This is a genomic window from Siminovitchia terrae (assembly GCF_003605405.2).
Taxonomy (GTDB): Bacteria; Bacillota; Bacilli; order Bacillales; family Bacillaceae_C; genus Siminovitchia; species Siminovitchia terrae.
The window spans coordinates 87,499-106,565 of the sequence record NZ_QYTW02000001.1; the positions used below are offsets into that span (position 1 = coordinate 87,499).

Annotated in this window: 18 protein-coding genes and 1 pseudogene; 1 reads left to right on the forward strand and 18 read right to left on the reverse strand. The window is 43.5% G+C overall.

The genetic code is table 11. From position 1 onward, the window contains the following. Positions 1–23 precede the first annotated feature (23 nt). The 6 genes and pseudogenes from D5F11_RS27960 to D5F11_RS00435 all read right to left on the reverse strand — a co-directional run. Positions 24–173 (reverse strand): annotated as a pseudogene (locus D5F11_RS27960) (biotin/lipoyl-containing protein); the annotation flags it as partial. Positions 174–229: 56 nt separating this feature from the next. After that, a complete protein-coding gene (locus tag D5F11_RS25740) occupies positions 230–385 on the reverse strand; it encodes a hypothetical protein (protein WP_185830415.1) in 156 nt (51 codons plus the stop codon). A gap of 40 nt (positions 386–425) precedes the next feature. After that, positions 426–1,409, reverse strand: coding sequence for an alpha-ketoacid dehydrogenase subunit beta (locus tag D5F11_RS00420; RefSeq protein ID WP_120115021.1), 984 nt, complete (start codon positions 1,407–1,409; stop codon positions 426–428). 14 nt (positions 1,410–1,423) lie between these two features. Then, entirely contained in the window at positions 1,424–2,422 is a 999-nt protein-coding gene (locus tag D5F11_RS00425) for a thiamine pyrophosphate-dependent dehydrogenase E1 component subunit alpha (RefSeq protein ID WP_120115020.1), read from the reverse strand. A 40-nt stretch (positions 2,423–2,462) separates the two neighbouring features. Beyond that, the gene (gene lpdA, locus D5F11_RS00430) at positions 2,463–3,887 is read right to left on the reverse strand and encodes a dihydrolipoyl dehydrogenase (RefSeq protein ID WP_120115019.1); all 1,425 of its coding nucleotides are present in this window, start codon (positions 3,885–3,887) and stop codon (positions 2,463–2,465) included. Between the two features lie 78 nt (positions 3,888–3,965). Continuing rightward, complete coding sequence (locus D5F11_RS00435; protein ID WP_120115018.1) at positions 3,966–5,060, reverse strand: Leu/Phe/Val dehydrogenase; 1,095 nt, start codon at positions 5,058–5,060, stop codon at positions 3,966–3,968. 184 nt (positions 5,061–5,244) lie between these two features. On the opposite strand from D5F11_RS00435, the gene D5F11_RS00440 reads away from it, so the two are divergent. After that, positions 5,245–5,490: a DUF2627 domain-containing protein gene (locus D5F11_RS00440; protein ID WP_120115017.1), complete on the forward strand. Its 246-nt coding sequence runs from the start codon at positions 5,245–5,247 to the stop codon at positions 5,488–5,490. Between the two features lie 1,076 nt (positions 5,491–6,566). Here D5F11_RS00440 and D5F11_RS25745 read toward each other — a convergent pair. The 12 genes from D5F11_RS25745 to xseA form a co-directional block, all read right to left on the reverse strand. Next, the gene (locus tag D5F11_RS25745) at positions 6,567–6,731 is read right to left on the reverse strand and encodes a hypothetical protein (protein WP_185830416.1); all 165 of its coding nucleotides are present in this window, start codon (positions 6,729–6,731) and stop codon (positions 6,567–6,569) included. Between the two features lie 73 nt (positions 6,732–6,804). Then, positions 6,805–7,536 carry a glycerophosphodiester phosphodiesterase gene (locus tag D5F11_RS00445; RefSeq protein WP_120115016.1) on the reverse strand — a complete coding sequence of 244 codons (732 nt, stop codon included), beginning with the start codon at positions 7,534–7,536 and terminating at the stop codon, positions 6,805–6,807. A 92-nt stretch (positions 7,537–7,628) separates the two neighbouring features. Next, positions 7,629–8,411: a sporulation transcription factor Spo0A gene (spo0A, locus tag D5F11_RS00450; RefSeq protein ID WP_120115015.1), complete on the reverse strand. Its 783-nt coding sequence runs from the start codon at positions 8,409–8,411 to the stop codon at positions 7,629–7,631. A 389-nt stretch (positions 8,412–8,800) separates the two neighbouring features. Next, a complete protein-coding gene (spoIVB, locus tag D5F11_RS00455) occupies positions 8,801–10,087 on the reverse strand; it encodes a SpoIVB peptidase (protein ID WP_120115013.1) in 1,287 nt (428 codons plus the stop codon). Between the two features lie 120 nt (positions 10,088–10,207). Then, positions 10,208–11,881 carry a DNA repair protein RecN gene (gene recN, locus D5F11_RS00460; protein ID WP_120115012.1) on the reverse strand — a complete coding sequence of 558 codons (1,674 nt, stop codon included), beginning with the start codon at positions 11,879–11,881 and terminating at the stop codon, positions 10,208–10,210. Between the two features lie 15 nt (positions 11,882–11,896). After that, positions 11,897–12,346 carry a transcriptional regulator AhrC/ArgR gene (gene ahrC / locus D5F11_RS00465; RefSeq protein WP_120115011.1) on the reverse strand — a complete coding sequence of 150 codons (450 nt, stop codon included), beginning with the start codon at positions 12,344–12,346 and terminating at the stop codon, positions 11,897–11,899. Between the two features lie 182 nt (positions 12,347–12,528). Then, the gene (locus D5F11_RS00470) at positions 12,529–13,371 is read right to left on the reverse strand and encodes a TlyA family RNA methyltransferase (RefSeq protein ID WP_120115010.1); all 843 of its coding nucleotides are present in this window, start codon (positions 13,369–13,371) and stop codon (positions 12,529–12,531) included. Between the two features lie 4 nt (positions 13,372–13,375). Next, on the reverse strand, positions 13,376–15,259 hold the full coding sequence (gene dxs, locus D5F11_RS00475) for a 1-deoxy-D-xylulose-5-phosphate synthase (RefSeq protein WP_373316026.1): 1,884 nt from the start codon (positions 15,257–15,259) through the stop codon (positions 13,376–13,378). A 67-nt stretch (positions 15,260–15,326) separates the two neighbouring features. Beyond that, positions 15,327–15,893, reverse strand: coding sequence for a hypothetical protein (locus tag D5F11_RS00480; RefSeq protein ID WP_244862076.1), 567 nt, complete (start codon positions 15,891–15,893; stop codon positions 15,327–15,329). A 659-nt stretch (positions 15,894–16,552) separates the two neighbouring features. Beyond that, a complete protein-coding gene (locus D5F11_RS00485) occupies positions 16,553–17,437 on the reverse strand; it encodes a polyprenyl synthetase family protein (protein ID WP_120115009.1) in 885 nt (294 codons plus the stop codon). Next, the gene (xseB, locus tag D5F11_RS00490) at positions 17,434–17,664 is read right to left on the reverse strand and encodes an exodeoxyribonuclease VII small subunit (RefSeq protein ID WP_120115008.1); all 231 of its coding nucleotides are present in this window, start codon (positions 17,662–17,664) and stop codon (positions 17,434–17,436) included. The genes D5F11_RS00485 and xseB overlap by 4 nt, the downstream gene beginning before the upstream one ends. After that, complete coding sequence (xseA, locus tag D5F11_RS00495) at positions 17,661–19,013, reverse strand: exodeoxyribonuclease VII large subunit (RefSeq protein ID WP_120115115.1); 1,353 nt, start codon at positions 19,011–19,013, stop codon at positions 17,661–17,663. The genes xseB and xseA overlap by 4 nt, the downstream gene beginning before the upstream one ends. Positions 19,014–19,067: the final 54 nt, after the last annotated feature.

Below are 19,067 nucleotides of genomic sequence, written 5' to 3' on the forward strand. Positions count from 1 at the left end.
TCTTCCTGAGCAATAATCTCCTTGATGATACCTGAAAAAGAAGATGGTATTTCAGCATTTACTTTGTCAGTCAAGACTTCAGCAAGAGGGTCATATTTTTTGACCTCATCCCCAGGCGCAACAAGCCACTTGCTAATTGTTCCTTCAGTCACACTCTCCCCTAGCTGGGGCATTGTTATATTTTTAACAGCCAAATAAAACAAGCCTCCTTTACCGTATAATCAAAAGGTCACCAATCAAATGCGCCTTGGCGTATTTGCGCCCAGATTTTATCGAGCTCCGCTCGATAAATTTTCTCTGAAAATCTGTGGCATCCGCCGAAGGCTTTGACTTTATTCAGCCGGGGTTTGAACCCCCACTGAATGGAAGACCGATATGCATTCATCTCACCACTTACACAAGTGGGAGACTTCTGCTGAATGAAGTTAAAATTCTGCAAGCTCCCTCATCGCTTTTTCAATTTTTTCCGGATTAATCATGAAATACTTTTCCATTGTCGGTGCATACGGCATAGCCGGCACTTCAGGGCCTGCTAGTCTCTTAACAGGTGCATCCAGATCAAACAGGCACTCTTCGGCGATGATGGCAGCCACCTCTCCAATGATGCTGCCTTCCTTATTATCTTCGGTGATTAATAATACTTTCCCTGTTTTGGAAGCCGCTTCTATGATCGCTTCTCTATCAAGCGGATAAATCGTACGCAAATCTAGGATATGCGTGCTGATGCCGTCTTTCGCAAGCTTTTCTGCAGCCTGCAGGGCCATATGGACACATAAGCCATACGTAATGACGGTAATGTCATCACCTTCACGTTTGACGTCGGCCTTTCCAATCGGCAAGACGTAATCCTCATCAGGGACTTCTCCTTTAATTAACCGATAGGCCCTTTTATGTTCAAAAAACAACACCGGATCTTCATCGCGAATGGCTGCTTTCAACAAGCCCTTCACATCGTATGGCGTTGATGGCATGACTATTTTCAAACCGGGCTGGTTAGCAAAAATAGCTTCGACCGACTGTGAATGATAAAGAGCTCCGTGAACACCTCCGCCGTACGGAGCCCTGATGACAATTGGACATGACCAATCGTTATTCGAACGGTATCGGATACGAGCAGCTTCAGAAATGATCTGGTTTATAGCAGGCATGATAAAATCCGCAAACTGCATTTCAGCAACCGGTCTGTATCCATACATAGCAGCTCCGATTCCAACCCCTGCTATAGCTGACTCTGCTAAAGGAGTATCAATGACCCTTTTATCACCAAACAATTCATATAACCCTTGGGTCGCCTTGAAAACTCCGCCTTTTTTTCCAACATCTTCACCAAGCACAAAAACTTTTTCATCTCGCTCCATTTCTTCCTTAAGCGCTGCCGTAACAGCCTCTATATATGAAATGACTGCCATAAAGCTTCCCCCTCTTACGCCTTCTCATGATACACGTGTTTCAAGGCATCTTCCGGCATTGCGTACGGTGCTTCTTCCGCATAGTCTGTCGCCTCGTTCACTTGCTCCATAATCCGGTCATTTATTTCCTTTTCCAGTTCGTCATCTATCAATCCATTTTCTCTCAGATAGGAACCGAATAATACGATGGGGTCTTGGCTTTTCGCTTTTGCCATCTCATCCGGGGACCTGTATGTGCGATCATCATCATCAGACGAATGCGGCGTCAACCGATTGCATACAGTTTCGATGAGCGCGGGTCCTTCGCCATTTCGGCAACGGTCCGCAGCTTCTTTCACTGTACTATAAACTTCCAACAGATCGTTCCCGTCAATGGTGATGCCTTCCATCCCATATCCTGCTGCGCGGTCGGATACCTTTTCGCAGGCAAGCTGCTTTTCAATCGGAACAGAAATAGCATATTTATTATTTTCACACATAAAAATAACCGGAAGTTTGTGTACACCTGCAAAGTTAGCTCCCTCATGAAAATCCCCCTGATTGGATGAACCTTCCCCAAAGGTAACGAAAGAGACCAAGTCGCTTCCTTCCATCCTGGCTGCCAGGGCAATGCCCACTGCATGGGGAACCTGTGTAGTAACGGGTGAAGAGCCGGTGACAATCCGATTTTCCCTTTGTCCAAAGTGGCCAGGCATCTGTCTTCCTCCGGAGTTTGGATCTTCCGCTTTTGCAAAGCCCGAAAGCATGATTTCTTTTGGAGTCATGCCAAAAGAAAGGACAACTCCAAGATCTCTGTAATAAGGTAGAACGTAATCCTTTTCACGGTTAAGAGCATAAGCTGCCCCTACTTGCGAGGCCTCCTGGCCTTGGCATGAAATGACAAAAGGAATTTTACCGGACCGGTTCAAGAGCCACATACGCTCGTCAATCCTGCGGGCAAGCAGCATGGTTTCGTACATGCCCAAAACTTCCTGATCGCTTAATCCAAGCTCTTTATGACGGTTTTTTGCCATCCTTTCTACCTCCTGATAGATTCAAGTTTCATGTATTTATTTATATATGTATGGCTCGCCCGTCCACTGCAAGTGCCGCTTCGCCCATCACTTCGCTCAAAGAAGGGTGAGGGTGAACGGTTTGTGATATTTCCCACGGTGTTGCGTCAAGGACACGGGCAAGGCCCGCTTCCGAGATCAAGTCGGTTACATTCGGTCCTATCATATGTACGCCGAGAATATCATTTGTTTCCTCATCGGCTACAAATTTCACAAATCCGTCGATTTCTCCGAACACAAGTGCCTTCCCAATGGCTTGGAATGAAAATTTTCCAGTTTTGACTTTAAAGCCTTTTTCTTTTGCTTCTTTTTCCGTCAAACCCACGCTTGCGATTTCCGGATTGCTGTAGATGCACCTTGGTACATGCTCATAATGAATGAGGGACGGATTCTGCCCTGCAATATGTTCTACAGCCTTTATACCCTCGTGGGAAGCGGTGTGCGCCAGCTGCATCCCCCCGATAACATCACCTATCGCATATATATGGGACTCATTTGTCTGGTAATATTCATTGACCTTGATATAGCCATTGTCCAATTCAATATCCGTATTCTGTAATCCGATATTATTGGAGTTTGGTGTCCTTCCAACGGCCACAAGAATTTTTTCCCCAGAAAATCCTTTGGACTCTCCATTTATTTCTGCCGAAATTTTTGCCACACCATTTTCCTTCATGAATGTATCAGGCAACACTTTAGCATTTGTTACGACGTTGATATTTTTCTTTTTAAAAAGCCGTTCCAACTCATTGGACACTTCCTGATCTTCTGCCGGCAATAGTTGATCGGCATATTCAAGAATAGTCACTTCTACACCGAAATCCGCAAGCATTGATGCCCACTCAATCCCGATCACCCCGCCGCCAATGATGATCATTGAACTTGGAAGCTGCTCCATTTCGAGGGCTTCATCAGACGTGACAATATATGTACCGTCAATGTCTAACCCGGGAAGTGATTTTGTACGTGATCCGGTTGCAATAATAACGTTTTTCGGAACGAGCATCTCATTTTCACTACCATCTGTCATCTCCACTGATACAGTTCCTGGTAACGGAGAAAAAATGGAAGGTCCCAAGATGCGCCCAAAACCATCATAAACATCTATTTTACCTTTTTTTATCAAATGTTGGACACCTTTATGAAGCCGGTCAACGATATTCGCTTTTCTTTGCTGGACTTTTTTAAAATTCAGGATCGCTTTTTCTGTCTCAACACCAAACTCTTCACTTTGCTTTATGGTCTTATATACTTCCGCACTTCGGAGCAATGCCTTGCTCGGAATACACCCTTTATGTAAACAGGTTCCCCCGAGAGCTTCATTTTCAACGATAGCTGTTTTCAAACCAAGTTGAGAAGCCCGAATGGCAGCCACATATCCGCCAGTTCCTCCTCCAATAATTACCACATCATACTCCTGGGCCATATATGTCTCCCCCCTTATCTCAAATAACGAGTAATCATGGATATCAACATGTTATCACTGAAACAATATTAAGCTTTATTATATTCTATTGCATAGAATATGCTTATCATTGAGTAAAAATTGACTTCTTGACTTGCGCAATTTTTCAATTCGTTCCTCAGCCATTCGATCTGCAGCCACGTATGTCGGAATCCCGTCCCGCTTGGAGATGTTAATCACTTTTTCAACATTATTGTAGATCGTTTCAACCTTCTTAAGCGCACGCTCTTGATTATAACCATGAAGTTCATCTGCAACATTAATGACGCCTCCGGCGTTTAAAACATAATCAGGAGCATACACAATCCCTTTATCATGGATAATGTCGCCATGGCGTGATTCCTTCAACTGATTATTCGCAGATCCTGCAATGACTTTCGCTTTCAGCTGTGGGATCGTTTGATCATTGATGATTGCACCAAGTGCGCAAGGGGCAAAAATATCTGCCTCTACACCGTATACGTCCTCAGGATCCACAGGTTTTGCGCCAAACGCTTCTACGGCACGATTGACCGCCTCTTTATTAATGTCTGTAACAATTAGTTTGGCACCCTCTTCATGCAAATGCCGGCAAAGTTCAAATGCCACGTTTCCGACCCCCTGTACAGCAACCGTCTTTCCATCTACTGAATCGGAGCCAAACGCTTCCTTCACTGCCGCTTTCATCCCTACAAAACACCCATAAGCAGTTACTGGTGAAGGGTTTCCGGATGATCCAAAGGCAGAAGAACCCGTGACAAAGTTGGTTTCTTCATAGATAAGATCCATATCCTCAACAGTTGTCCCTACATCTTCAGCTGTTATGTAACGACCGTTCAACCCCTGAATAAACCGTCCGAAAGCTCTGAACATCTCTTCATTTTTGTCTTTTTTTGGATCACCGATAATGACCGCTTTTCCACCGCCAAGGTTTAAACCCGCAGCGGCATTTTTATAAGTCATTCCCTTAGCGAGACGCAATGCATCATTGATGGCTCCTTCCTCGTCGTCATAGGTCCACATTCTTGTTCCTCCGAGAGCCGGTCCAAGCGTGGTGTCATGTATCGCTATAATCGCTTTTAGCCCTGATTGTTCATCCTGGCAAAACAATAATTGTTCATAGTCATTCCGGGCCATTGTTTCAAATATCTTCATAAGAGCTCACCCCATTTTATCTTATTTTCAACATCTATTCATAAGAGACATCATTTTACATCAGAAAAATGCACAATATCAAAGTTTAGGATTTCACAATTGATTGTAGCGAAAAGCGCGATGCTTGACAAATGTTTCCGATAGGATATGATTTTTTTGAGATAATATTGATAAGGAGATTTCTATGGCTCGAATTATAGCACTCATCTTGTTGGTCCTTCCTGGTCTATTGGCAGGTTACGGTATAAAATTAATGAGAGATATGCTGTTTGGCGTTTTACAACGCCCGTTCCCATATTTGTGGATGCAGTTTCTCGGCGGTCTGCTTTTTTTTCTGATAGGTTTAGGATTTATTGGCGGCTTTATTTTACATCGTGATCGAAAAAGAAATAAAGTCCAGGACCGTTTCAAGAAGAAAAAAGTACGCTAAGAAAAAGAACTTGGCACAGTCAAAAGTATTATAATGGGCGGAATATGCACCATCCTAAATTTTACTATGGCAGAAGAAAAGGGCAAGCCGCTTGTTCATCGACGTACAGATCGATCTGAAACATAGGGGACGGTCAAACGCAGTCCTCCCGAAGTCAATCCAGCTAGACTGATGTGCCTGCTTTTCGGCGCAAAGCTAGACGCTTCAGAAGGTTTTCTTTTCTTTTAGAAACGATCAGTTTATCCTTGGAGCCGATGGACTTGGCAGGCTCCCTGTCCCTTCCTGTACGTCGGCTAGCTCAAGCTGTGACATCCCTGTCGCTTCGCCTGCACTAGTACTTCCTGTACGTCGGCTGGCTCAGGCTGCGACGTCCCTGTCGCTTCGCCTGCACTAGTACTTCCTGTACGTCGGCTGGCTCAGGCTGCGACGTCCCTGTCGCTTCGCCTGCACTAGTACTTCCTGTACGTCGGCTGGCTCAGGCTGCGACGTCCCTGTCGCTTCGCCTGCACTAGTACTTCCTGTACGTCGGCTGGCTCAGGCTGCGACGTCCCTGTCGCTTCGCCTGCACTAGTACTTCCTGTACGTCGGCTGGCTCAGGCTGCGACGTCCCTGTCGCTTCGCCTGCACTAGTACTTCCTGTACGTCGGCTGGCTCAGGCTGCGACGTCCCTGTCGCTTCGCCTGCACTAGTACTTCCTGTACGTCGGCTGGCTCAGGCTGCGACGTCCCTGTCGCTTCGCCTGCACTAGTACTTCCTGTACGTCGGCTGGCTCAGGCTGCGACGTCCCTGTCGCTTCGCCTGCACTAGTACTTCCTGTACGTCGGCTGGCTCAGGCTGCGACGTCCCTGTCGCTTCGCCTGCACTAGTACTTCCTGTACGTCGGCTGGCTCAGGCTGCGACGTCCCTGTCGCTTCGCCTGCACTAGTACTTCCTGTACGTCGGCTGGCTCAGGCTGCGACGTCCCTGTCGCTTCGCCTGCACTAGTACTTCCTGTACGTCGGCGCCAATGTTGACCTATAAGGGTGCAGCGCCGGAACTAGACAGATTTCACCATCATCGAAATAAAAATTTTTGTCTTATTTTATACTTTCATCAAATGTGGCTTGGCATATTTGCGCCCAGATTTTATCGAGCTCCGCTCGATAAATTTCCTCTGAAAATCTGAGGCATCCGCCGGAGGCTTCAACTTTATTCAGCCGGGGTTTGAACCCCCACTGAATGGAATACCAATAGGCATTCATCTCACCACTTACAGAAGTCTTCTGAATGAAGTTAAACCTAAATAAAAGATCTGCGAAAAACTTGCAGATCTTTTTATTGATATTGCTCCCTAAGTCGGTAAGCCCTCCCCGGATAATCGGTAATGATTGCTGAGCAATTGATGGCAAAAAGTCTCTTCATATCTTTTTCTTTATTGACTGTGTATGGCCTGACAGCAACACCACAAGCTATGGCATCCTGGATTTCTTGATCGGAAATTGATTTCAATTTCGGATGGATACCGCTCGCTCCAAGAGACATCGCATAGTCCCAAGGCTTGTATAAAACTTCATTGTACAACGGTGCTGTCACAATTGCAGGTTCGATTTCCCTGCAGAGAACTAGGGAGTTGTGGTTGAATGAAGAGATGATCACTCTCTTTTCCAGACAAAACTCGCGTACGAGCGCTATGACCATTTCTTCCATGCCTCTGTAAGGATTGACCGCATTTTTCAATTCGATATTACATAATAAGTTGTTTCCCTCAAGCCATTCAAATACTTCGCGCAAGGAAGGTATCCTGCAACTTTTTTTAAAATAATGAAGGGAATGGTAGTTGGCCTTCAGTTTCGAGAGCTCGCTGAACGTCAGCTCGTTAACATAGCCGCTCCCGTTCGTAGTTCTGTCCACAGTGAGGTCATGAATCACGACCACTTCCCCATCCACTGTTAATTGTACATCAAGTTCAATCCCGTCTGCCCCATCTTTTTCTGCCGCAATGAAGGCTTCCATCGTATTTTCAGGGTGAGTTCCTGCAGACCCCCGATGTGCAAAAATAAACGTCATCTGCTCACCGCCTAAAGTAGGTTAATTACATCATACCCTTTTTAGGCATCATATGCGCAAATAGATGATTTAGCGAGAGGGTCAGGAATTTTTTAAGAAGCCTTATGCTCCAGTCTCAGCTTATCTGCAACCATCGCAATAAATTCGGAATTTGTCGGTTTAGCCTTTGACATGCTGACCGTATACCCAAATAGAGAGGAAATCGCATCTATATTCCCTCGGCTCCATGCGACCTCGATGGCATGGCGGATCGCCCTTTCAACCCGGCTCGCTGTTGTATTGAACTTCTTTGCAATGTCCGGGTAGAGGACCTTTGTAATAGCTCCCAAAAGCTCAATATCATGGTAAACCATTGAAATAGCTTCTCGTAAATACAAATACCCTTTAATATGTGCAGGTACTCCGATTTCGTGAATGACAGATGTGATGCTCGCTTCAAGATTTTGAGGTTTTTTGTCTTCTTGGTTTTTTACAGACGGATTTGATTTGAAGGAAGGCATTCCTTTTTCACTAACATCGCGGATATGATTAGCCAAATATTCCATGTCAAATGGCTTGAGAATGAAATAAGAAGCACCAAGCTCCACAGCTTTTGTCGTCACATCTTCCTGGCCAAAGGCTGTCAGCATGATTACATTCGGGAAACGAGTGTCAGAATTCCGCAACCTTTCAAGAACTCCAAGGCCATCCAGGTGCGGCATAATAATATCCAATACTAAGACGTCTGGATCCACCTTTTCCAAAAGGTTTAGACACTCCTGTCCATTGTGAGCGGTTCCAATCACTTCGATATCAGATTGTGTTGACATATAATCTTCTAGTAAAGCAACAAGTTCACGGTTATCATCAGCAAGTACAACTTTTATTTTATTCAATTCTCTTCCTCCCCATTTATAAAAAAAGAATAAAATTGCTTTTACTATATTCTAACAAACAAATACGCCAATGGAAGTTAAATTCCTTTAAATTCTTTTAAAATAAGGAAAAAATACATATAATGCTTAAATTTGCTAATTCTTTCAGACGAATTCGCCTTTTTTTGATAAAATGCACTAATTTTTGTCGAATTTTCTTTTTTTCTAAGAAAATAAGGAGTAAGAACAATAAGAAAAACAAAGGCGCGCAGCTTAAAACAACAAACACAGGATCTGATTTTGATAAAGAAAGCAATTAGTTTTATCCTTTCGCCGATGGGACCTGATAATACGCTGAAGCCAGAGCTGACTTCCTGTCACCTAAAAAAAGAGGGCGCCCCTGCGCCCCCTCAACCTACCTTATCCAAGTTTTGGCGTTCATAAATATCGATTCCAGCTTCATGTAGCATCCATTCGATATGGACACCGTAACCAGATGTCGGATCATTTACAAAGACGTGGGTGACTGCACCGATTAATTTTCCGTCCTGTATAATGGGGCTTCCACTCATCCCTTGAACAATTCCACCTGTTTTATTCAAAAGCCGTTTATCCGTCACTTTTATAACCATTCCTTTTGTTGCCGGAAACTTTTGTGGAACGGTGCTGACAATCTCAATATCATAAGGCTCTACCTGGTTTCCTTCTACAACCGTCAAAATTTTTGCGGGCCCTTCTTTTACTTGATGGGATAATCCAATTGGCATTTCTTTGTCCAATGCCCCATTATTAATATTTTTCTTTAGTTTCCCGAAAATCCCAAAAGGACTGTTTAAAGTGATGTTGCCGATTACATCACGGTTTCCTGAAAAACGAGCCAGCTTTTCTCCGGGATTTCCATTTTTTCCTTTTTCGATGGCTGTTACAGTAGATTTTACAATTTGCCCATTTTCAACAACGATTGGCTTTTTTGTGTCGATATCTGAAATAACATGACCCAAAGCCCCGTATTTTTTTGATTTTGGTTCATAAAAAGTCATTGTACCGATACCGGCAGCAGAGTCCCTTATATATAAACCCAATTTATAATCTTGTTCCTTTTCATCCTTCAGCGGCAACAGCTTTGTTTGAAATTTCTCTTTTTCACGCTGTACAGTAAGGTCAAGTGCTTTACCGCTCTTTCCCGCATCTTCCACAAACGGAGCCACCTGTTCCATTTTCTTAATTTCTTTTCCGTTGATTTTTGTTATAATGTCCCCTACCTGAATTCCTGCCTCTTCACCTGGAGAAGCCTTCTCCGATTTTGTCGAAACAAGATGGTGCCCAACAACAAGGACTCCAAGGGTATTAAGCCTTACCCCGATTGATTGGCCACCGGGGAAGACCTTAAAGTTTTTCAGGACATTTACATCAACTTTTTTTACAGGCAGTCCGGCTATTTGTAGAAAAAGCTCGTCTTTTCCGGGAGCCTCAGCATTTAATGAAACAGATTTTGCCTGTTCCGAATACGTAAAGTTTTCAGGAGAATCCGCCATTGCTGTGACGGCTGTACCTTTAGGAATGATCTGCTCCTGTCCTTCCAGCAATGTAATATTTGCCGGGATATTAACATATTGCTGAAAAGGCTTTGAAAAGCCTAGAAGAAGAAGTGAAACAAGGAGAATTCCGCCTGTTAATTGTCTGAGTCGATCTTTCATACGTCCATTTTCACTCTCCTCGCCTTCTAGTCCACAGTTATAATTTGACCTCAGGAGCCTGCATTTATAACCAGGAGCGTGAAAAAAAGATGTCCAATGAAGGATAGGATTACAAGCTTGTTAATTATTTTTCAGTGTATAGGCAAACTCGACCAATTCTTTGGCATGCTTTTTCGTAATCGCGGTGATTTCAGTTCCGGCTATCATGCGGCCGATTTCATTTATTTTCTCGTCTTTATCAAGGTTTTTGATTGCTGTCCGCGTTCTTCCCTCAGTGATTTTCTTCGAAATAAGCAAATGTGTATCAGCCATAGCAGCTACCTGCGGCAAGTGTGATATACAAAGAACTTGCGAGTAATTTGAGATTTGGTGGATTTTTTCGGCCATGGCCTGAGCAACTCTGCCGCTGACTCCGGTATCCACTTCATCAAAGATAACAGATGTGACCCTCTTTGAAAAAATGGTTTTAAGGGCCAGCATAATTCTCGACAATTCTCCTCCCGATGCAACTTTTGATAAAAGCTTCAACGGTTCTCCCGGATTGGTGGAAAGATAAAATTGCACATCATCTAATCCGTTTATGTTCTCGTCCTGCTTTTGAAAGACCACTTCAAAAACAGTCTTATCCATATACAGCACTTTCAATTCCTTTTGAATAGCGCTTTTTAGTTTCTCTGCCCACTTTTTGCGAAGTTTACTTAATTGAGTCCCAATTTTCAGGACTTCTTTCCTGAGGGAAACATGTACCGCTTGGAGCTCTTCAATCCGGCTATCACGGTGAATGATTGATTCCGCTTCTTCTTTTATCTTTTCCAAATAATCAAGAATATCCTCCACTGTAAAGCCATATTTCCGCTTAAGCTGATTGATTTCATTCAACCGTATTTCAATTTCGTTTAATCTTTGAGGGTCAAACTCCAATAAATCAAGTTCGTTTCTCAATGCTCTTGCTGTATCTTCAAGTAAATAAAAACTATTTGAAATCGACTCAAACATGTCTTTGTAGCTGTTGTCGATTTCTGCTGCTGTTTCTAAAACACTCATGGCCTGTCCGACAAAATCTAAGCCTTTTTGATCCTCTTGAAGGTTTTCATACCCAGCTTTCAGCGATTCAAACAGTCTTTCGTAATTCACCAAACGTTTTTTCTCTTCTTCAAGCATTTCATCTTCGTGTAGTTTCAACCCAGCTTTCTCGATCTCCTGTACTTGAAACTGCAAAAGGTCAAGCCTTTGGGCCATCTGTTGTTCATTTTTACTCAATTCACTGATTTTCTTTTTGACCTCAACCAATTCGGCGTATTTTTTTCGGTAATCAATCAGTTTCTTGGCTATTTCATCCTTACCAAATTCATCTAGCAGAAATAAGTGCATGGATTCGTTCATCAATTCCTGATGCTCATGCTGGCCGTGGATATCGATCAGCATGCCTCCAAGATCTCTCAAAACTGTCAAAGTTACAAGCTTTCCGTTGATTCGGCAAACACTTTTTCCACTGCTAGAAATTTCACGGCGAAGCACCAACATCCCCTCTTCGATTTCAATGCCCAATTCAGCAGCTTTTGCATAGCAGGTATGATTATCATGAACGAAAAAGAGACCTTCAATCTCCGCTTTTGGCTCGCCATGCCGGACATATTCCGCAGATCCGCGGCCTCCTACCAATAAATGGATCGCATCAATAATAATGGACTTTCCAGCTCCTGTTTCTCCTGTCAAAACTGTCAGTCCCTCGGAGAATGAAATGGAAATCTGGTCAATGATTGCAAAATTTCTGATCGTCAACTCCTGTAGCAAAGACCCCACCCCTAATTAAAGCATGTTAATAAAACGTTCATTGATGTCTTTGGCATTTTCGCTTGTTCTGCAAATAATGAGACATGTATCGTCACCACATATACACCCCATGATTTGGTCCCAATCAAGATTATCGATCAGTGCTCCTATTGCCTGTGCATTTCCAGGAAGCGTTTTCAGGACCAGAAGGTTTTCCGTACTATCAATGCTGACAAAGGAATCAGTCAGCGCCCGCTTCAATTTTTGCAGCGGATTAAAACGCTGATCCGCCGGAAGACTATACTTATAACGGCCATCCGGCAAAGGCACCTTCACAAGATGCAATTCTTTAATATCGCGGGAAACTGTTGCTTGTGTCACATTAAAACCTTGGTTTTTAAGGTAATCAACCAATTCATCCTGCGTTTCGATTTCTTTATTCCCAATCACTTCACGGATTTTTAAATGCCGTCGTCCTTTGCTCAAATTACCCACCTCATTAATTTTACAGCGTATTGTATTTTTATACGTTCACTATCAAGTATTATAATTAACCAAAAACAATGGCGCAAGCGACTGTTATTGATATATAAGGTTCAAGTGACCTTTTTAACCACAATAAAGTCGGCTGCCGATTTATTCAAGAAAAAAAGGCAATCCTTATTAGATTACCCTTTTTCCACATTTATTTTATTCAAATGCTCATGGGCCTCTCTTACCACATCCGCTGCCGTTACCCGACTCTTATCCATTCCAGTATCCTGGCCGCCTTCCCACTTTAAGTGGATTAAAAATTCAATATTCCCTTCCCCACCGGTAATAGGCGAGAAAGAAAGATCTATGACTTCATAGCCCTCTTTAATCGCTATATCCTTGATTTTGTGAATGACTTCTTCATGAATTACGGGATCACGGACAATTCCTTTTTTTCCTACCTGCTCTTTTCCTGCTTCAAACTGTGGTTTGATAAGGGCGACCACGTCACTGTGCGGAACAAGCAGTTTTTTTAAAACGGGCAATATTAACCTTAAGGAAATGAATGAGACATCAATGGAAGCGAAATCCGGTTTTTCACCTGGAAAATCTTCAGGGGTCACATACCGAAAGTTTGTCCTCTCCATTACAACCACACGATCATCCTGGCGTAGCTTCCATGCGAGCTGATTATATCCTACATCAAGTGCATAAGACATAGTGGCTCCATGCTGCAGCGCGCAGTCTGTGAACCCTCCTGTTGACGCTCCAATATCTAGCAGGGTTTTGTCTTTGACCGAGAGTTCAAATGTTTTTAAGGCCTTTTCCAACTTTAATCCGCCCCTGCTTACATAGGGCATCTGGCTACCTTTGACCTTTAGCGGGATATCGACACTCACTTTCTCCCCAGGTTTGTCCAACCTTGTTTCATTTGAAAAAACAAGACCAGCCATAATGGCTCTCTTTGCTTTTTCCCTTGTTTCGATCAATCCTCTGTCAACTAATAAAACATCAAGTCTTTGCTTACTTGCTTTCATTTATTCAAGCCCTTTTTTGTTTTTTTGGCATAAGTGACTTTATTTTGACCACTATATTGTCTGGTGTCAGTCCTATTTCCTTTAGAAGCTCCTTGACACTTCCATGTTCGATAAATCGGTCAGGTACGCCCAGACGATCTATAAATGCATGTTGGTAACCGTGGTCATGGGCAAACTCCAAAACAGCACTTCCGAACCCACCTTGAAGAACCGCTTCTTCAATCGTAAGAACAGGAAGATGCGCTCGAAAAATGTCATGCAGCATGGCTTCATCCATCGGTTTGATGAATCGCGCATTGACGACCTGAACAGATATGCCCTGTTTTTCCAAACGGTTAGCTGCCTCAAGTGCCATAGGGATCGTCGTGCCAAATGTTAATATGACTGCATCTTTTCCCGTCTTTAACACTTCCCAAGATCCGATCGGAATTTGTTTCAATTCTTGATCCATTGGCACCCCATAACCATTTCCGCGAGGGAAACGGAGTGTAATCGGACCATCATCATATTTCAAAGCCGTGTTAACCATATGCTGTCCTTCGTTTTCATCCTTAGGCATCATTAAGACCATATTCGGCAAATTTCGTAAAAAAGCTATATCAAATACGCCCTGATGCGTCTCTCCATCAGCACCAACAAGGCCAGCCCGATCAACACCAATAAAAACGTTCAAGTTTTGCCTGCTTATGTCATGAAGTACCTGATCATAGGCTCTTTGCAAAAAAGTGGAATAAATAGCCAAAAAAGGCTTCATTTTTTGTGTGGCTAGTCCTGCTGCCATTGTTGCGGCATGCTGCTCAGCTATACCTACATCAAACATCCTGTCCGGAAATTCAGAAGCGAAGCCTTCAAGTTTCGAACCCACTGGCATGGCCGGGGTAATGGCTACAATCCGCTCATCCTTCCTCGCGATCTTCCTGACAGTTTCACTTACCAAAGTGCTCCATGAGGGTGGGGTGTTGACAGGTTTAATGAAGTCCCCTGTATCAATTTTATACTGGCCTGTTCCATGCCAGTTCCCGATTTTATCGTGCTCCGCCGGGCTGTACCCTTTCCCTTTTTTCGTAATAACATGTAAAAGGACAGGGCCTTTTGTTTTCTTCGCATAGGCTAGGTTTTCAAATAAAGCATCATAGTCATGTCCATCGACAGGACCAAGGTAAGTAAAGCCCAGCTCTTCAAAAAATATGCCAGAAACAAGCATGTATTTAAGGCTGTCCTTTACTTTTTCCGCCGTAGCGGCCAGCTTCCCGCCAACAGCAGGAATCTTCTTCAGTAAATAATCTAGTTCTTCTTTTGCCCACTTATATTTCCCGGCTGTCCGAAGCCTTCCAAGGACATTGTGCAATGCACCTACGTTAGGTGCAATAGACATTTCATTGTCATTTAGAACGACAATCATATCTTTTTGTTCATGCCCGATATGATTCAAGGCTTCCAAAGCCATTCCACCGGTAAGCGCCCCGTCACCAATGACAGGAATCACATAATTGCTTTCTTTTTTTACATCTCTCGCAATGGCCATTCCCATGGCAGCAGACAAGGATGTTGAGCTGTGGCCTGTTTCCCATACATCATGCTCGCTTTCCGACATTTTTGGAAATCCGCACAACCCCTGATATTGGCGCAAAGTATCGAATTGGCCAGCCCTTCCCGTTAAAATTTTATGAACATAAGATTGGTGTCCAACATCCCAGATAATCTTGTCTTTTGGGCTGTCAAAGCATTTATGAAGGGCGATGGTCAGCTCGACCACTCCCAAATTCGGACCGATGTGTCCGCCGGTTTTTGATAAAGTTTCTATAAGGAAACGTCTAATGTCGGAACTTAATTCCTCCAATTGTTCTTTGTTCAGACCTTTAAGAAAAGAAGGATCTTTAATTGACATGAGATCCAAAAGGATCACTCACTTTCGTTTCTTGTTTTTTTGCTTCGTTTTTTTCTTCTTATTGTCTTTAATGATTGAAAGATGGAAATCTTTCTTCAAGAAATTGCATCACCTGTCCCACACGAAATATTATATCCCGTGAGTACGAAATGGCAAAAGATTTGCCAAGCGCCTTTCCACCTACTGTCAGTGCTGCAATAAGGCTTGTCAGCCCAACGTTTATTGCATATTCGGCCGGAGAAGCACTGGACAGGCCGGCACTTTGGGCTATTTGGATGACAACGAGCGCAGCAGCCGTCCCGCTGATGATGCCGGATATATCCCCTATGACATCATTGCAAAAGCTTGCCACACGGTCGGCATTCCTTACAATCCGTATGGATTGTTTAGCACCATATATCTTTCTTGAAGCCATCGAATGGAATGGTGTTTCATTTGCAGCAGCTGCAACAATCCCAATCATATCAAAAAAGATCCCAATTAATACAATAAACAGCACAACAAGAAGACCATAGGTCCACGATACTCCAATCAGTATACCATTGGAAGCAATTGAAAAAATAGCCGCTAACACGAAAGTGATAACGGCAATGCTAATACTCCATTTTATGGAATTTTTTATCAATTCATTCATAATAAACGTTCATTTACCGTTCTTCTTCGTTAACTCGGATGGTCATAAGAAGAGTAAAAATTATGGCTTAGGTCCAGTAGGTTTTCCCAGACAAGTACCGTATGTCGCCATAACGGCGGTTTCCCTTTAAACTCATCTTGGCATTGTCGCCAAATGCCAGACTGGATTACCACTTAGTCCGCACTCTAATCCCCTTCATATGTCCCTTGGAACAGTCTAGGAGATTTCCCCAACAGCCTTTAACCTAGTTCCTAGCCTCTTTTGCACTGATTTCATATGGACTGAAGAAAACAGCACGATGGCCAACCGAACTGCTCTCTTATAACCATAATCCCCTCAAGCTTCACGCAAGGCAGGCTACGCTGCTAGTGATGCCCTTCATCACGTTGCAGGTCTATACTTCGCTTTCGTACAATGCATTTAAGCTAGCCGAACAGGCGAAGCCTCCACGGTAAAAGGGTTTACGCCCACATGCCTTTGCGGATCGCCCTTATACCTTTACTCCCAGCTCAAGCCGGAACAAGGAACTTCATCGATGTGCCCCCTTTAGTGAATTTTTAGACTCACCTTCAGAACTGGTAGGCCGACTAGAATACTGCACCATCCAATAATCTGCAAAAAATTATACCATAACCGGTGTTCCAATACAAACATTAGTATTAATGCGTGCGTTCAGCTATTAGATCAGTGATTTGACTAAGGATTTCAGTATTTAAATTTGTTTGGCCAAGTGCTTTCTTTGCCTCTTCTATGTGGAGGGAAAGATGCTCCCTAGCACCTTCAAGTGTAAGGACGGACGGATATGTGCTTTTATCCCTTCCAGTATCGCTCCCTACCGGTTTTCCCATCACTTCTTCATCACCTGTCACATCCAGGATGTCGTCGCTGATTTGGAAGCTCAGCCCTAAATGGTGTGAAAATTGTTCAAAGCAGTCCAACTGCCGGCTGTCGGCGCCGCCAATAATAGCTCCTGCAAGAACACTAAACGTTAGAAGCTTACCCGTTTTATGAATATGGATATATTCAAGTTCACTGATACCCAGTTCTCTATTCTCGCCTTCCATATCCGCAACCTGACCTGCGACCATTCCTTCTGGACCTGCACACTTAGACAGCAAGCGGAGTAGTTCAATTTTTTGACCAGCCTGTAAATGTTGATCTTCGGCGATCAACTGGAAGCTGTATGTAAGGAGCCCGTCCCCCGCTAAAATGGCCATCGCTTCGCCAAACACTTTATGATTTGTCGGTTTACCCCTTCTGAGGTCATCATTATCCATACTTGGGAGATCATCATGGACCAATGAATAAGTATGGATCATTTCCAGAGCAATAGACGTTGCCAGTCCGGCCTCCGACTTTTTTCCAAAGGAGTCCAGTACAGCAAAAAGAAGCAGAGGCCTGATCCTTTTTCCTCCAGCTTCAAGGGAATATGCCATTGCTTCCTTTAATATAGACGGAGCATCAAGCCTGGAGATACAATTCTTCAGTTCTTTATTTAAAATTTCCTTGTGTCTTTCCATGAAGTCATTCAAAATGTCCGTCAAGCTTGATCCTCCTCACTGACTTGGAACTCTTCTTCACCGTTTTCTGTTAAAACCTTTGTCAATTTTTCCTCAGCATATTTTAACTTATCATGGCAGATTTTAGAAAGTTCCATCCCTTTTTGGTATATTTCAAGCGCTTCTTCCAATGGGATATCCCCTTCTTCCAGCCTTTTTATGATTACTTCAAGCTGCTCAAGGGCATCCTCAAAAGTCAGTTTCCCGCTCATTCTTTCGCACCTTCTTCTTTATTATCGATTGTACAATTCAGTTTTCCATCCACAAGTGTCAATACCAATTTATCTCCGACTGTTCCCTGGTGGACACTTTTAATCAGTTTTCCCTCTTCTGTATAAGCCACGTTGAAGCCTCTGCGAAGTATACTTAAAGGGTTAAGAGCATCGAGCGTAGCCGTTTTCCCCATAAATTCGGTGATTTTTGATTTTACGACCGCACGCACTTCCTGCTGGAGTCTTTTTTCAGCTCGTTCAGCTCGCTCTTTATTCATTTCCAACAGTGCAGCCGGATGACTTCTTGTCAGCCTGCTGCTCAGCTCTGCATAACGGTTTTTTTTCTGAACAATAGCATGGTTATGTGCTGTTTGAAGTGTTTCTTTCATTCTGTCAAGCTGCTCCCATTTTTGCTCATACAGCTTATGGGGATTTCTCAGTATGTAAGACTGCTCCATATAATTCAATTGATTTCGCCTTGTTTTGATGATAGCTCCCATGGCTTGATAAAGTCGGGCTTTCCGCTGCAAAAGCTGCTCTAAGAGATCTTCGATATGAGGGACTGCCAATTCCGCTGCTGCTGTCGGGGTTGCGGCTCTGAGATCGGCGACAAAGTCTGCAATCGTCACATCTGTCTCATGGCCGACCGCGGAAATAATAGGAATACTTGATTCGAAGATCGCCCTGGCTACTATCTCTTCATTAAACGCCCATAATTCTTCTATAGATCCCCCGCCGCGTCCGACGATTAAAACATCGGCGACATTTCCTGCATTTGCTTTCTGTATTGCTTCTGCGATCGTCTTGGAAGCAAGTTTCCCTTGCACAAGGGCAGGGATAACCAATATTTGTCCCATGGGATATCTGCGTTTGATTGTGGTGATGATATCCCGGATTGCTGCACCTGTCGGAGAAGTAATAATACCAATCACCTTAGGGAAAGCCGGAATAGGCTTTTTAGTTTCCCTTGAAAACAATCCTTCCTTTCCAAGCTTTTCTTTTAACTGTTCAAAAGCAAGAAAAAGTTCACCTATACCATCAGGCTGCATCTCCTGAACATAGATTTGATATTGCCCGCTCATTTCATAGACGCTTATGCTCCCCCTAAGAAGAACATTCATGCCGTTTTCCGGGATAAACTTCATTCCGGAAGCATTTCTGGCGAACATAACAGCCATAATCCTTGCATCTTCATCTTTCAATGTAAAATACATGTGGCCGCTCGAGTGCTTTTTAAAGTTGGAGATCTCTCCTTTAACATACACCTGCTCCAAGTGAGGGTCTGCATCGAATTTTCTTTTTATGTACTTCGTTAAAGCTTTTACTGTCAAATATTGTGGATGTTGAATTTCCAAACTGCCACCCTCCACTTCTTGACTTTCTTTACTCACAAAAAAGCTGTC

Coding starts and splice junctions, on each gene's coding strand:
- D5F11_RS25745 (WP_185830416.1), bottom strand. CDS start 6,731: ATGAATGCCTATTGGTATTCCATTCAGTGGGGGTTCAAACCCCGGCTG.
- xseB (WP_120115008.1), bottom strand. CDS start 17,664: ATGAGCGGGAAACTGACTTTTGAGGATGCCCTTGAGCAGCTTGAAGTA.
- D5F11_RS00425 (WP_120115020.1), bottom strand. CDS start 2,422: ATGGCAAAAAACCGTCATAAAGAGCTTGGATTAAGCGATCAGGAAGTT.
- dxs (WP_373316026.1), bottom strand. CDS start 15,259: ATGTCAATTAAAGATCCTTCTTTTCTTAAAGGTCTGAACAAAGAACAA.
- lpdA (WP_120115019.1), bottom strand. CDS start 3,887: ATGGCCCAGGAGTATGATGTGGTAATTATTGGAGGAGGAACTGGCGGA.
- D5F11_RS00440 (WP_120115017.1), top strand. CDS start 5,245: ATGGCTCGAATTATAGCACTCATCTTGTTGGTCCTTCCTGGTCTATTG.
- D5F11_RS25740 (WP_185830415.1), bottom strand. CDS start 385: ATGAATGCATATCGGTCTTCCATTCAGTGGGGGTTCAAACCCCGGCTG.
- D5F11_RS00470 (WP_120115010.1), bottom strand. CDS start 13,371: ATGAAAGCAAGTAAGCAAAGACTTGATGTTTTATTAGTTGACAGAGGA.
- spoIVB (WP_120115013.1), bottom strand. CDS start 10,087: ATGAAAGATCGACTCAGACAATTAACAGGCGGAATTCTCCTTGTTTCA.
- D5F11_RS00420 (WP_120115021.1), bottom strand. CDS start 1,409: ATGGCAGTCATTTCATATATAGAGGCTGTTACGGCAGCGCTTAAGGAA.
- D5F11_RS00480 (WP_244862076.1), bottom strand. CDS start 15,893: ATGAATGAATTGATAAAAAATTCCATAAAATGGAGTATTAGCATTGCC.
- D5F11_RS00445 (WP_120115016.1), bottom strand. CDS start 7,536: ATGACGTTTATTTTTGCACATCGGGGGTCTGCAGGAACTCACCCTGAA.
- D5F11_RS00435 (WP_120115018.1), bottom strand. CDS start 5,060: ATGAAGATATTTGAAACAATGGCCCGGAATGACTATGAACAATTATTG.